The 14015-nt window shown below is 72.4% G+C and carries 7 protein-coding genes; 3 read left to right on the forward strand and 4 right to left on the reverse strand.

The genetic code is table 11. From position 1 onward, the window contains the following. Nucleotides 1-71: 71 nt before the first annotated feature. A complete protein-coding gene (locus ACY34J_RS01705) occupies nucleotides 72-371 on the reverse strand; it encodes a DUF3303 family protein (RefSeq protein ID WP_462724463.1) in 300 nt (99 codons plus the stop codon). Nucleotides 372-563: 192 nt separating this feature from the next. On the opposite strand from ACY34J_RS01705, the gene ACY34J_RS01710 reads away from it, so the two are divergent. Further along, entirely contained in the window at nucleotides 564-1706 is a 1143-nt protein-coding gene (locus ACY34J_RS01710; RefSeq protein WP_462724464.1) for a M24 family metallopeptidase, read from the forward strand. A gap of 224 nt (nucleotides 1707-1930) precedes the next feature. Continuing rightward, complete coding sequence (locus ACY34J_RS01715; RefSeq protein WP_462724465.1) at nucleotides 1931-6673, forward strand: cation-translocating P-type ATPase; 4743 nt, start codon at nucleotides 1931-1933, stop codon at nucleotides 6671-6673. A gap of 180 nt (nucleotides 6674-6853) precedes the next feature. On the opposite strand, the gene treZ is transcribed toward ACY34J_RS01715, so the two are convergent. Beyond that, nucleotides 6854-8605 carry a malto-oligosyltrehalose trehalohydrolase gene (gene treZ / locus ACY34J_RS01720; RefSeq protein ID WP_462724466.1) on the reverse strand — a complete coding sequence of 584 codons (1752 nt, stop codon included), beginning with the start codon at nucleotides 8603-8605 and terminating at the stop codon, nucleotides 6854-6856. Between the two features lie 231 nt (nucleotides 8606-8836). On the opposite strand from treZ, the gene ACY34J_RS01725 reads away from it, so the two are divergent. Then, nucleotides 8837-9202, forward strand: coding sequence for a hypothetical protein (locus ACY34J_RS01725; RefSeq protein ID WP_462724467.1), 366 nt, complete (start codon nucleotides 8837-8839; stop codon nucleotides 9200-9202). Between the two features lie 26 nt (nucleotides 9203-9228). Here the strand turns inward: ACY34J_RS01725 and treY are convergent, their stop codons facing one another. Beyond that, the gene (treY, locus tag ACY34J_RS01730; RefSeq protein ID WP_462724468.1) at nucleotides 9229-11757 is read right to left on the reverse strand and encodes a malto-oligosyltrehalose synthase; all 2529 of its coding nucleotides are present in this window, start codon (nucleotides 11755-11757) and stop codon (nucleotides 9229-9231) included. A gap of 69 nt (nucleotides 11758-11826) precedes the next feature. Next, a complete protein-coding gene (gene glgX, locus ACY34J_RS01735; RefSeq protein WP_462724469.1) occupies nucleotides 11827-13941 on the reverse strand; it encodes a glycogen debranching protein GlgX in 2115 nt (704 codons plus the stop codon). Nucleotides 13942-14015: the final 74 nt, after the last annotated feature.

A 14015-nucleotide genomic window follows, 5' to 3' on the forward strand; every position in this document is an offset into this window, starting at 1 on the left:
CGGCCCCGCGCCCCGGGAGACCAGGGGCAAGCCGAGCAGGCAGAGCCCGGCGGTGATGGGATGTCACCGGATCAGCCCTTCTGCTGGAGGGCCGAGAGGCTCTTCTGCAGGTCCTCGCGGTTCATCACCGGCGAGAATTCGATCTCCGCGCCAAGCTCCTGGAAGAGCGGCTCCGCGATCGTCGGCATCTGGGAGCTGTCCTCCATGTTGAAGACGATGATGCAGGAGCGGCCGCCCTCGGTCGTCGTGAAGTAGGCGGCTTCCGGATTGAGCCGTTCCAGGACCGCCCCCATGATCTTCAGCAGCTTGCCGTTCCGGACAGCCTCGTTCGCGGCATGGGTTTCCAAGCGAGCCCTGATCAACATCCGCATCGCAGTCACTCCTCGCACCCACCGCGACCGGCGCGCTCCGGCCGCGCCCGCCGAGAGTCGTGGTGGCCTCCCGCTCAACCTCTCCGGCCGGGATCGGACTCGCAACATCTCCTCCGCCGGACGGGCGCGCGAGCGCTGCCGGGCGCTGGAAGACTGGGGTACGCAACCCTCGCCGCTGAGGAGTGAGACGTGATGACGAGTCCGTTCGACGACACCGCACCGCCTGCCCCGTTCACCACCGAGGACTATGCGGCCCGGATCGCGCGTGCCGCCGAAGCCGCCACCGCTGCCGGGCTCGCCGGGCTGCTCGTCGCACCCGGCCCGGATCTGGTGTATCTGACGGGGTACCAGCCGACGGCCATCACCGAGCGCCTCACCGCGCTCGTGATCGTGCCCGGCCAGGAGCCGGTACTCATCGTGCCGACCCTCGAGCGGCCGGACGCGGAGGAGGCCGCGGGCGCGGACGCCCTCACCCTGCGCGACTGGACCGACGGCAAGGACCCGTACGCCCTGACCGCCGCGCTGCTCGACCCGAAGGGCCGCTTCGGCATCAGCGACAACGCATGGGCGATGCACCTGCTCGGCCTCCAGGAGACCCTGCCCGGCACCGCATACGTCTCGCTCACCGCCTCCCTGCCCATGCTGCGCGCCGTCAAGGACGAGCGGGAGCTGGCCCGGCTCGCCGCGGCCGGGGCCGCCGCCGACGCGGCGTACGAGGAGATACTGCGGGTGCGATTCGCCGGCCGCCGCGAGAGCGACATCGCCGCCGAACTCGCCCATCTGCTGACCCAGCTGGGGCATTCACAGGTGGACTTCACGGTCGTCGGCTCCGGCCCCAACGGCGCCAACCCGCATCACGAGGCGGGGGACCGGGTCATCCGGCCCGGCGACATGGTCGTCCTCGACTTCGGCGGCCTCAAGCACGGCTACGGCTCCGACACCTCCCGTACGGTGCACGTCGGCGAGCCCACCGCCGAGGAGCAGGCCGTCCACGACATCGTCCGCCAGGCGCAGCAGGCGGCGTTCGAGGCGGTACGGCCCGGCGTCGCCTGCCAGCAGATCGACCGCGTGGCCCGCGCCGTCATCACCGACGCGGGGTACGGGGAGCGGTTCATCCACCGCACGGGGCACGGCATCGGCGTCACCACGCACGAACCGCCCTACATGATCGAGGGCGAGGAGCAGCCCCTCGTGCCGGGCATGTGCTTCTCCATCGAGCCGGGCATCTACCTGCCCGGCCGGTTCGGGGTCCGCATCGAGGACATCGTCACGGTCACGCAGGACGGCGGCCGCCGGTTCAACAACACCGCGCGCGAACTCGCCGTCGTCGACTAGGACTTGTCCGGTCGGTCATGTGACTGTCCGGTGGCGGGTTCGCGGGTCCAGGACCGGGCGACCACCGGGTGCGGACCGGGGTGGGAGCGGCTGCGCCATGTGATGAGCCCCTGCCCCGCCGTGACCTCGCAAGACCTGGATGGAAGGGGCTTCGCTGGGCAGACACGCCTAAAATGGATCAGGAGCAAGTAAGGTCTGTCACCGGTTCCGCCAGTGGAGGCGGCGTGCACTGGACCTCGATCCCCAGGGCGCTCTTCCGGACGACCGCGGGCGCCGCGGCCATCGCCGTGCGGACGCCATCGGTCCTGTTCAAGCGGCTGCCCCGTCCGGTGTCGGACGCCCGGCGGGTGTGGCAGGTCCCCGGCGGCCTGCTGATCGAGGTACGCCACCTGGGCCGGCCCGGCACCGGCGAGGCCGCGCGCGAACTGGAGACCGCGTTGCGCGGCGTGCCCGGGGTGACGCGGGCCGAGGTGAACGGGACGCTCGGCTGCGTTTACGTCGCCTGTGACACCACCGCGGATTGGGAACAGATCCCCACACTGGTCGCCAGGGCGGAGGCGGCAGCCGAAATGGCCGCCGAGGAGCATGCTCCTCCTGCCATCGGCTGGCCGGCGGCCCCGGAGCGGCAGCTCGGTGCGGCCGTCCGGCTCGGCGCGGGCCTGGCCGCGACGGGCGTGGCGATCGTCGCCCGGGCCGCCCGGGTCCCTGGCCTGCATCCGGCGGTGCCCACGCTGCTCCACCTGGTCGAGGCGACCCCGCGGGTGGGGCAGGCCCTCGCGTGCCGGCTCGGCGCCGCCGCGGACACCATCTGGTCTGCCGCCAACCTGCTCGTTTCGATGCTGACCTTCCGGCCGCTGGGACCGGCAGTCGCCGCCTTCCAGTCGTTCAGCCGGTACACGGAGGTCCGGACCCGCCGCTGGGCGTGGGAGGAGTGGGCGGTCCGGCTGGGGCGCCGCGACGGTGCGTACCGTCATGAGGCCACCCCCGCGTACCAGCGGCCGGCCCCGCTGCCGCCCGGGCTCGGGGAGCGATACGCCAGGGTGGCCGTGCCGACCACGCTCGCGGCGTACGGGCTCACCAGCGTCCTCACCCGCATCCATGGCCGCGGGCTCACCGTCTTGATGGCCGGTACGCCGAGGGCTCCGCAAGCGGGCCGGGAGTCCTTCGCCGCCGCGGTGGGGCGGGCGGCCTCCCGCCGTGGCGCTCTCGTCCTGTGGCCCGAGGCGCTGCGTCGTCTGGACAGGGTCGACACGGTGGTCCTCGACGCCCGGGTGCTGGCGGCCGGCACGTGGACGATCGAGGCAGTGATGCCGCTCACGCAGCAGTCGGCTGAAACGGATTGCCCGTCAGCATCCATGGTGGAGGCGGGGGATGAGGATGCCGCCGATGCCTCTACTGAGGGAGAGGACGTCGGCGAGCTCCACGCGCGGATTCACGAGACGCTCGAGGGATTCGACCCGTCGGAGCCCCGGGAGAAGGCCGGTTGGCAGCTGCGGCCGGTGGTGGACACGGCCGGTGAGCTGCCCCCGGCGGCGGCCGAGCAGGCCGCGGCGTGGGCGGGGCACGAGGCGCAGGTACTCCTGGTGAGTCGTCAGGGCCGTCCCGTCGCCGTCGCCAGCCTGGTGCCGGAGCTGCGGCCGATGGCGGAGCACCTGGTGCGGGCCGCTCGGGGATGTGGCCGGGTGGTGCTGGTGGGGGGACCGTTGGGGCTGAACCGCCGGCTGGGGGTGGACAAGGCCGTACCCGTGGGTGGCGCCCGCACGGCGGCATTCGTCCGGTCTCTGCAGGCGGACGGGCACGGGGTGGCCGTGGTCACGACCCGGACCCGGCGTGCCCTTGCCCGGGCGGATGTGGGCATCGGCGTGACCCTTCCCGGCTCAGGTCGGGTGCCCTGGGACGCGGACCTGGTAGGGCCGCCGGAGATCGCACACCTGCTGCTGGTGGCGATGGCGGAGGCCCAGCTGGTGAGCCTGCGCTGCGCCCGGACCGCTGTGGCCGGCGCCGTGCTCGGGGCCGGCACGGCCCTGATCGCCAGGACGCCCCGTGCGCTGCCGCGGGCCCGGCTGTTCTCCGACTGCGCGGCGCTCGCCGGCTGCACCATGGGCGAGTGGGCGGGGCATGCGCTGGGCAGGCGCCCGTCGCCGGTCCCCGTCCAGCGCACACCGTGGCATGCCATGACGGCGCGTCAGGTACTGGGTCGGCTGGGCACGTCGTTCAGGGGCCTTGACGCTGCCGAGGCCGGGCGGCGGCGGCAACTCACCGCCGGCGCCGAAGAACCCGCCGCGGCCTCCTTGCTCGCCAGGGTCGGCGAGGAGCTGGCCAACCCGCTGACTCCGGTGCTGGCCGCCGGCGGTGGCATTTCGGCGGGGCTCGGCTCTCCACTGGACGCGGTGCTCATCATCGGCGTCCTGGTCTTCAACGCGCTCATCGGCGGAACCCAGCACTTGGGGGCGGACCGCGCGGCCCGGCGGCTCCTCCAGGGGACCGCGACGCGGGTACGGCTGTGGCGGGGCGGCAGCGCCGCCGCGGACACCGCCGACCGGCTTGTGCCCGGTGACATCATCGAGCTGAACGCCGGCGACGAGGTCCCGGCCGACTGCCGGATACTGCGCGCCACGGGCCTGGAGGTCGACGAGTCCAGCCTCACCGGTGAGTCTCAGCCGGTGACCAAGTCTCCCGCGCCCACGGCCGCGCAGGCGGTGGCGGAGCGTCACTCGATGCTGTATCAGGGGACCGCGGTGGCGGCGGGCAGCGGCCTCGCCGCGGTCGTCGCCACCGGGTATGCCACGGAGGCCGGCAGCGCCGCGCGGGCCGCGCCGGAGGGTGGCCCTCCGCCGAGCGGCGTCGAGCGCCGGCTGAGCGGGCTGGGCCGTTGGTTCCTGCCGCTCTCCATCGCCTCGGGCGCTGTCCTCTTCGCCATCGAGGCAGCGCGCGGACGGCGGCTGGGGGCGGCGCTGGGATCCGCCGTCAGCCTCTGCGTCGCCGCCGTGCCCGAGGGGCTGCCCTTCGTGGCGACGGTCGCGGAACTGGCGGCGGCTCGGCGGCTGTCCGGCCGCAACACGCTGGTGCGCAGCCCTACCACGATCGAGGCGCTCGGCCGGGCCGACGTGCTGTGCTTCGACAAGACCGGCACCCTTACGGAAGGCAGAATCAGCCTCCAGTTGGTCTCCGACCTCCGCGACCGTCGACCGGTCGACGCGCTCACCCCCCAGTTGCAGCGGATCGTGAGGGCCGCAGCCCTCGCCGGACCGGCGGGCCCCGCCGCGAAGATGGCCCATCCGACGGATCGCGCGATCGCTGCCGCGGCCGAGCGGCTTCGCTCCGGGGGACCCTCCGGGGAGCCCGCCGAGGGCTGGGTGTGTGTGGCGGAGCTGCCGTTCGAACCCGGCCGCGGCTACCACGCCGTGCTCGGCCGGGACGGAGGAGCCCGGTTGATCCTCAAGGGGGCCCCCGAGGTCGTCCTGGCCCGTTGCGATCGGGTGCTGCGGGCCGGAGTCGAGCTGCCGTTCGAGGCCGACCTACGGGAGGAGACCCGCCGGGAGATCGATGAGCTCGCCCGACGTGGCCTGCGCGTCCTCGCGGTCGCCGAACGCACCGTCGGCAATGCCGACGTCGGCGAACGCACCGCCGGCGGGGCGCCCGCCGGCGAACAGGCCATCGGTGAACAGGCCATCGGTGAACAGGCCATCGGTGAACAGGCCATCGGTGAACAGGCCATCGGTGAACAGGCCACCGGTGAAGAACAGGAGCAGGAAGCCCACCCCGTCCTGGACGACTCCGCGGTCGACGAGCTGTGCCTGCTCGGCCTGCTCGGCCTGGCGGATCCCGTGCGCCCTACCGCTGCCGAGAGCGTTGCCCGGCTGGAGAAGGCCGGGGTGCAGATCGTGATGCTCACCGGCGACCACCCCAGCACCGCGGCGGCTATCGCCGGCGAGCTGCGCGTCGGTGACGGGGCGAGCACGATGACGGGCCCCGAACTGGACTCCCTGGACGATGCCGCCCTGGCCGAGGTACTGCCGGCGATCAAGGTTTTCGCCCGGGTCACCCCCGCCCACAAGGTCCGCATCGTCACGGCGCTGCGTGCGGCCGGCCGGGTGGTCGCCGTGACCGGCGACGGCGCCAACGACGCACCCGCGGTCCGCATCGCCGACGTCGGCATCGCCTTCGGCTCCCGGGCGACGCCCGCGGCCCGCGCCGCCGCCGACGTGGTGGTCACCGACGACCGGTTCGAGACCGTCGTCGACGCCATCGTCGAGGGCCGTGCCATGTGGTCCTCCGTACGCAAGGCCTTGGGCGTCCTGCTGGGCGGCAACCTCGGCGAGATCGCCTTCACCGTGGCGTCGGTGCTGCTCACCGGCCGCAGCGCACTGGGCGCGCGGCAGCTGCTGCTGGTCAACCTGCTCACCGACATGCTGCCGGCCGTGGCCATCGCCGCCCGTCCACCGGCGGGCAGTGCCGACAAGCTCCTGGCCGAGGGGCCCGAGACCTCACTCGGCACGGCGCTCACACGGGACATGCGGCTGCGGGCCGTCATCACCACGGCCGCCGTCTGCGCCGCCTGGTTCCTGGCCCGGTCAACGGGAACCCGGACCCATGCGGGGACCGTGGCGCTGGTCGCGCTGGTGGCATCCCAGCTGCTGCAGACCCTGACCGTCGCGGGCCGGGACCCGGTGGTGGCCGCCGCCGTCCTGGGATCGCTGGCGGTTCTCGCCCTGGTGGTCACCGTCCCCGGCCTGAGCTCCTTCTTCGGCAACCGGCCGCTGGGGCCCACAGGGTGGACGATCAGCCTGGCCGTGGCGGGAGGCTCCGTACTGCTGCCTCTCGCCTGGCAGTGGACCGCCGGACTTGTGTCTGGTGTTCACCGTCGGTTCGCACCGGAGGGTGCCGCTGCTTCGCCGTCGCGGGGGCACTCTTCGGCGCAGGAAGTCTCTGCCGATGCTTCCGGGTCCGTTCCTGTACCTGTGTGAGGTCCCCATGCCCCCTTCCTGTTCCTGGCCGCCGTGCTGTCCGAGATCGCTCTCGCGGTGCTCGAGGCGATGCTCGTCGAGCCGGCCAAGGCATTCGTGTCCGAGCTGGGCCGCCGCTCCGCGGACGGGCCGGCCTTCGCCTGATCCATTCCCGCCCGGTGGCCTGCCAGGCACCGTGGATCAGTCGGGGACCGCGAGCACGGCCGCCGACTCCGGCGGGATACGGACCAGGCCCTCGCCCGGCAGCGTTTCGCACGGCAGCCAGGCCGCGAGCACGTTCTCGTACTCCGCGCCGACCGGCACATCCACGTAGCGCTCCTGGGAGAGGCTGACCACGACCCGCACCCCGCCGCGGCGGACGACCGCCCATCGGTCCTTGGTGTCGTACGCGGCATCGACGGTGCCCAGGTCCGGGTCGGCCAGCTCGGGGCGGGCGCGGCGCAGCGCGATCAGCTCGCGGTACCAGGCGAGGAGCCGGGCGTGCGGCTCGTGCCTGGGCTCCGACCAGTCCAGACAGGACCGGTCGCGAGTGGCGGGGTGCTGGGGGTCGGGTATGTCGGAGGCGGACCAGCCGTGGCGGGCGAATTCCCGGCGGCGGCCGGAGCGCACCGCCTCGGCCAGTTCCGGATCCGTGTGGTCGGTGAAGAACTGCCAGGGTGTGCCCGCGCCCCACTCCTCACCCATGAACAGCATCGGGGTGAAGGGGGAGGTGAGGACCAGGGCCGCGGCGCACGCGAGCAGGCCGGGGGAGAGGGACGCGGAGAGCCGGTCGCCCACGGCGCGGTTGCCGATCTGATCGTGGGTCTGGGAGTAGGCCAGGAGCCGGTGCCCGGACGCGGTCCGCGGGTCCAGGGGACGGCCATGGGTGCGGCCGCGGAAGCTGGAGAACGTGCCGTCGTGGAAGAACCCGCCGGTCAGGGTCTTGGCCAGGGCGGCGAGCGGGTCGCGGGCGAAGTCGGCGTAGTAGCCCTGGGACTCGCCGGTGAGGGCAGCGTGCAGGGCGTGATGGAAGTCGTCGTTCCATTGGGCGTGCAGGCCGAGGCCGCCCGCCTCCCGCGCGGTGGTGGTGCGCGGGTCGTTGCGGTCGGACTCCGCGACCAGGAACAGCGGGCGTCCGGTCTCCGTGGACAGCCTGTCCACGGCGGCGGAGAGCTCTTCGAGGAAGTGCCGGGCCCGGGAGTCGTGCAGGGCGTGTATGGCGTCGAGCCGCAGCCCGTCCAGCCGGTAGTCCCGCAGCCAGCTGACGGCGCTGCCGATCAGATACCCGCGGACCTCGTCCGAGCCCGGGGCGTCGAGATTGACGGCCGCGCCCCAGGGAGTGTGGTGGGTGTCGGTGAAGTACGGCCCGTACGCGGGCAGGTGATTGCCGGACGGGCCGAGGTGGTTGTGCACGACGTCCAGGACCACGCCCAGACTGTGGGCGTGCGCCGCGTCGACGAATCGTTTGAGCCCCTCGGGGCCGCCGTACGGCTCGTGCACCGCCCACAGGGACACCCCCTCGTACCCCCAGCCATGCCTGCCGGGGAACGGGCACACCGGCATCAGCTCGACATGGGTGACGCCCAACGCGGCGAGATGGCCGAGGCGTTCGGCGGCCGCGTCGAAGGTGCCCTCGCGCGTGAAGGTGCCGATGTGCAGCTCGTACAGCACCGCTCCCTGCAGCGGCCTGCCGTACCAGGCGTTCCGCCAGTCGAAGCGCTGGTGTTCCACGACGGCGCTGAGCCCGTCGGGGCCGTCCGGCTGGCGACGGGACCGCGGGTCGGGCAGGACGGGGCCGCCGTCCAGCGAGAAGCCGTACCGGTTGCCGTCCGCGGCGGGCGCCTCGGCCCGCCACCAGCCCGCGCGTACGGGGTCGCGCTCCATGCGGCGCGTACGGCCTTCCGTATGGAGCGCGACGCGTCGGGCGTCAGGCGCCCACACCTCGAACAGCACTGGCGGCTCCTTCTCGTCCGGGGTGCCTCCATGCTGCGCGATACGGGCGCTGGGCGCATCAGCGCATCCCGCGCGCACCGGCGCTCGACCTGCGGATCAGCGCCCGAAGCGGTGATGTCCCGGTGCGCCGGGCGACGGGCTCGGCAACGTTGCGTACCCGGTCGGCTCCTGCTGGTTTGCTGCCTGGTCGCTCCCCGTGCGTGGGGCCGCGCCCGGAGAGAGCATGGAGGCATGGCGAGGAAAGGTTCCGTCGGCAGCAGGGCCCGGCAGGTGGCGCTGACCGCGCTCAGAGAGGCTCTGGAGCGCGGCGAGCTACCCGTTGAGGCTCCCGAACTGGTGCAAGGTGACGACGGCGAGTTCTGGGTCGGGCCCGACGGCAAGGTGTACGTGCTTCTGGCGCGCGGCCCGGCGCGCGAGAGAGCCCGCCGGCAGCGGGTATCCGCGGTCCAGCTGGTCGTCGACCGCTGCGGTCCCCCGGTGGGCGAGGAGCTCCGGGCAGTGGACTGGCCCGAGCGCGCCCCGTGGACCGACGATCAGTCGAGGCTGTGCCACTGGCAGGCGGCGGACGGTAGCTGGCTGGTCATCGACGAACTCTGAGAGTTTTGGGGGGTGGGCGCGGTGCGTCAGATACGCACCAGCAGCGCTACCGGCCGCGCCGCGCACAGCTCGCTGAGCCGCACCGTTCCCTCGTGTACAGCGCCCCCGGTGCCCTCGTAGCCCCCGTCAGGGCCCGCCAGCAGGTCCCTCCAGCGGCCCTCCGGGAGAGCAAGCTCCGTGTCGCCCCAGCCGCCCGCCTGCTCCAGCCGCCGCGACAGCCGTGTGACCGCCGTGACCACCCGGCCCCCGCGGGCGAAGGCGACGCAGTGGCCGGCCGCCGCGCCCCGCGCCCCCAGGGGCTCGTACGTGCCCAGCGCACCGAACCAGTCCGGATGCTCGCGCCGCAGCCGCAGCGTGACGGACGTCAGCCGCAGTTTCTCCTCCGACAGGCCGCGCGGGATGCCTCCCTCGTCCAGCGAGGACAGGATGTCCGGCCGGAAGCGTGCCGGCCGCCGGTTGTCCGGGTCGACGAGGGCCGCGTACTCCCGCTCCGTGCCCTGGTAGAGGTCCGGGACCCCGGGCATGGTCAGGTGCAACAGGGCCGCGCCGAGGACGTTCGCCCGGGCGTACGCGTCGAGCGAGCGCCGGAAGACGGCCAGTGAGTACATCGGCGGACCGCACGGCCCGCCCTCGACGAAAGCCGTCACCGCCGCCTCGTACTCCGGGTCGCCCTCGGTCCAGGAGGTGCTCAGCCCGGCCTCCCGAACCGACTTCACCACCGCCGGCACGAGACGCTCCCGCGGTGTGCCGTCACCGTGCGGTAGCCCGAGTCCGAAGGCCGCCTGCCAGGCGGTCCAGGCGACGTGCTGGTCGGGAGCGCGCGCAGCAGGGGGCGTAGAGACATCCGTTCCATCGGCGCCTGTGCTTCCGCCGGGCTGCGTCTCCTTCGTCAGCCGCTCCAGCAGCTCGGCCCACTCGCGCGGGGCCTCGGACAACAGCGCGATCCGGGCCCGTACGTCACCGCTGCGCTTCGTGTCGTGCGTGGACAGCACCGTGCCGCTGTGCGGCCAGTCGCGCTGCAGCCGGGCGCAGAAGGCGTGGAAGTCGTCCGCGGACACCGCCGGGCAGCCCGGCTCGCCCCCGACCTCCCCGGCCGACAGCAGCGGCGCGTAACGGTAGAACGCCATGTCCTCGACCGACTTGGCGCGCAGCGCAGAGGAGGTCTGGGCGAAGCGCGAACAGAACGCGACGTGATCCTGCGTCACCCCGAGCCGGCCCAGGGCCAGGTCCCGTACGACGTCCACCGCGTCCGCCTCTTCGGGCACGGTGAAGGCATCCCGTGCCTTCTCCGCCGCCTCCCGCAGCATCTCCGCGTCCCCGTCCGGCAGCGGGCCGCCCGCGACCGCGTACGGGCGGTAGACCGGGATCCGGACGAGCAGTTCGCGGATCGCGGTGCGCAGTGCCCAGGGCGCGTGGTCGCGGAGAGCGGGCGTGGCCGCGCAGACACGGGCGGCCGTCCGGCCGAGGACCGCCACCTCAGCGGCCAGTTCCCGGGTGACCACTCGGTACGCCGCCCGGCGCACGGTGGCCTGCCACGCGCCCCCTCGGTCGGGCGGCTGTCCGGTGAACTCCTGGTAACCACGGACGAGTTCAGCCGCCCCGTCGGGGTCGACGAACAGGCCGTCGACGCGCCGCAGCGCGTCATACCCCGTGGTGCCCGCGACCGGCCAGTGGGCGGGCAGCCGCTCCTCTCCGGTCAGAATCTTCTCCACGACCGTCCAGCGGCCGCCGGTGGCCCGGTCGAGCCGGTGCAGATACGCCCCGGGGTCGGCGAGCCCATCCGGGTGGTCGATCCGCAAGCCGTCCACGACACCCTCGCGCAGCAGCCGCAGCACCTTGGCATGGGTCGCCTCGAACACCTCCGGGTCCTGCACCCGCACCCCGATCAGGCCGGAGATGGTGAAAAAGCGCCGGTAGTTCAGCTCCGTGCGGGCCAGCCGCCACCAGCCGAGCCGGTACCACTGCGCATCCAGCAGCTCCGGCAACGGCAGATGACCGGTGCCGGGCCGGACGGGGAACTCGTGGTCGTAGTAGCGCAGCACATCTCCGTCGCGATCGATGTGGCACAGCTCGTCGCCGAGCCGCCCGCCGAGGACGGGCAGCAGCACGCGGCCGCCGTGCCCCGCCGTGGGGTCCGCGGCCCAGTCGATGTCGAACCAGCGCGCGTAAGGAGACTCCGGCCCGTCGCGCAGCACCTCCCACAGCGGCCGGTTCAGCCGCTCCGGTGCCGGCACCGCCATATGGTTCGGCACGATGTCGACCACCAGGCCGAGCCCATGCGCCCGGGCGGTACGGGACAGCGCGCGCAGCCCGTCCTCGCCGCCCAGTTCCGCCCGTACGGCCTGGTGGTCCACCACGTCGTAGCCGTGTGCCGAGCCGGGGACGGCCTCCAGCACGGGCGACAGATGCAGATGCGAGACCCCGAGCGAGGCGATGTACGGGACCGCCTCCGCTGCCGCGGAGAAGGGAAAGTCCGGTTGCAGTTGGAGCCGGTAGGTGGCGGTCGGCGGCGTGAAGGACGGTTGCGGGAGCTCGGCGGTCGGCTCAGGCGTCATAGACACCTACGTACCCCGCCCAGCGACATGTGCCGCCGGGCGGAGCATCTGAGTGGCCGACGCCAGTGGCTAAGCCGGGCGCTGCAGTACCGTCAGGCTGCGGTCGATCAGGGTGAGGCGGTCGCCCGCCTTCACCCGGCGCCCGGTGCCCGGCTCTACGCCCTCCGAGAGCGAGGTGTCCACCACCACCTGCCACTGCCGCCCGTGGTTGACCGGCACCACGAAGTCCAGCGCCCGGTCGCTGGCGTTGAACATCAGCAGGAACGAGTCGTCCGAGATGCGCTCGCCGCGCGGTCCCGGCTCGGAGATGGCCTGGCCGTTGAGGAAGACGGTCAGCGACTTCGCCCAGGCGGCCTGCCAGTCGCGCTGGGTCATCTCCTCGCCTTCCGGGGTGAACCACGCGATGTCCGACAGCTCGTCGTGTGTGCCCTCCATCGGTCTGCCGTGGAAGAAGCGGCGGCGCCGGAAGACCGGGTGGTCGCGCCGCAGCCAGACCATCGACCGGGTGAACTCCAGCAGCCTGCGGTCCTCGTCCGGCCCGGGCCAGTGCACCCAGGACAGCTCGTTGTCCTGGCAGTACGCGTTGTTGTTGCCGTGCTGCGTACGGCCGAACTCGTCGCCGTGGCTGAGCATCGGCACGCCCAGGGAGAGCATCAGCGTCGCGATGAAGTTCCGCTGCTGCCGTGCGCGCAGCGACAGCACTCCGAGGTCGTCGCTCGGCCCCTCCGCCCCGCAGTTCCAGGACCGGTTGTAGTTCTCGCCGTCCCGGTTGCCCTCGCCGTTGGCCTCGTTGTGCTTGTGGTCGTAACTCACCAGATCGTGCAGCGTGAAGCCGTCGTGGCAGGTCACGAAGTTCACCGAGGCGAGCGGCCGCCGGCCGTCGTCCTGGTAGAGGTCGGAGGATCCGGTGAGCCGGGAGGCGAACTCGGCGAGCGTGCGAGGCTCGCCCCGCCACAGATCCCGCACCGTGTCCCGGTACATGCCGTTCCACTCCGACCACAGCGGCGGGAAGTTCCCCACCTGGTAGCCGCCTTCCCCCACGTCCCACGGCTCGGCGATCAGCTTCACCTGGCTGACGACCGGGTCCTGCTGCACCAGGTCGAAGAACGACGACAGCCGGTCCACCTCGTGGAACTGACGGGCCAAGGTCGCCGCCAGGTCGAACCGGAAGCCGTCCACATGCATCTCGGTCACCCAGTACCGCAGCGAGTCCATGATCAGCTGGAGCACGTGCGGGCTGCGCATCAGCAGCGAGTTCCCGGTGCCGGTGGTGTCCATGTAGTACCGCTGGTCCTCGGCGAGCCGGTAGTACGAGGCGTTGTCGATGCCGCGGAAGGACAGCGTCGGCCCGAGGTGGTTTCCCTCGGCCGTGTGGTTGTAGACCACGTCGAGGATGACCTCGATGCCCGCCTGGTGCAGCGCCCGTACGGCCGATTTGAACTCCAGGACCTGCTGGCCGCGGTCGCCCCAGGAGGCGTAGGCGTTGTGCGGGGCGAAGAAGCCGATGGTGTTGTAGCCCCAGTAGTTGGCCATTCCGGCGTCGACCAGCCGGTGGTCGTGCACGAACTGGTGTACGGGCATCAGCTCCAGTGCCGTCACCCCGAGCTCGGTCAGATGCTCGATGATCGCGGGCTGGGCGAGTGCCGCGTAGGTGCCGCGCAGCTCCTCCGGCAGCGCTGGATGCAACATGGTCAGGCCCTTGACATGGGCCTCGTACAGCACGGTGCGGTGGTAGTCGGTCCGCGGCGGCCGGTCGTCGCCCCAGTCGAAGTACGGGTTGACCACCACGGACGCCATCGTGTGGGGCGCCGAGTCGAGGTCGTTGCGGTCACCCGGCCGGCCGAAGTGGTAGCCGTAGACCGCCTCGCTCCAGTCGATCGTGCCGCTGATGGCCTTGGCGTACGGGTCGAGCAGCAGCTTGGCGGAGTTGCAGCGGTGCCCGTTCGCCGGATCGTACGGGCCGTGCACCCGGAAGCCGTAGCGCTGGCCGGGCATGATGCCCGGCAGGTACGCGTGTCGCACGAACGCGTCAGACTCGCGCAGCTCCACCGCCGTCTCCGAGCCGTCGTCGTGCAGCAGGCACAGCTCGATGCGCTGGGCTGCTTCGGAGAACACCGCGAAGTTGGTACCGGCGCCGTCGTAGGTGGCGCCAAGGGGGTACGCCTGTCCCGGCCAGACCTGCATGATGTCGACTCTTCCATTTCTGATCCGGGCTCCGCGAGATGGCGATTCCCCGGTCGAACAGGAATCCTTGCCCA

Source organism: Streptomyces sp. HSS9-12 (genome assembly GCF_054963655.1).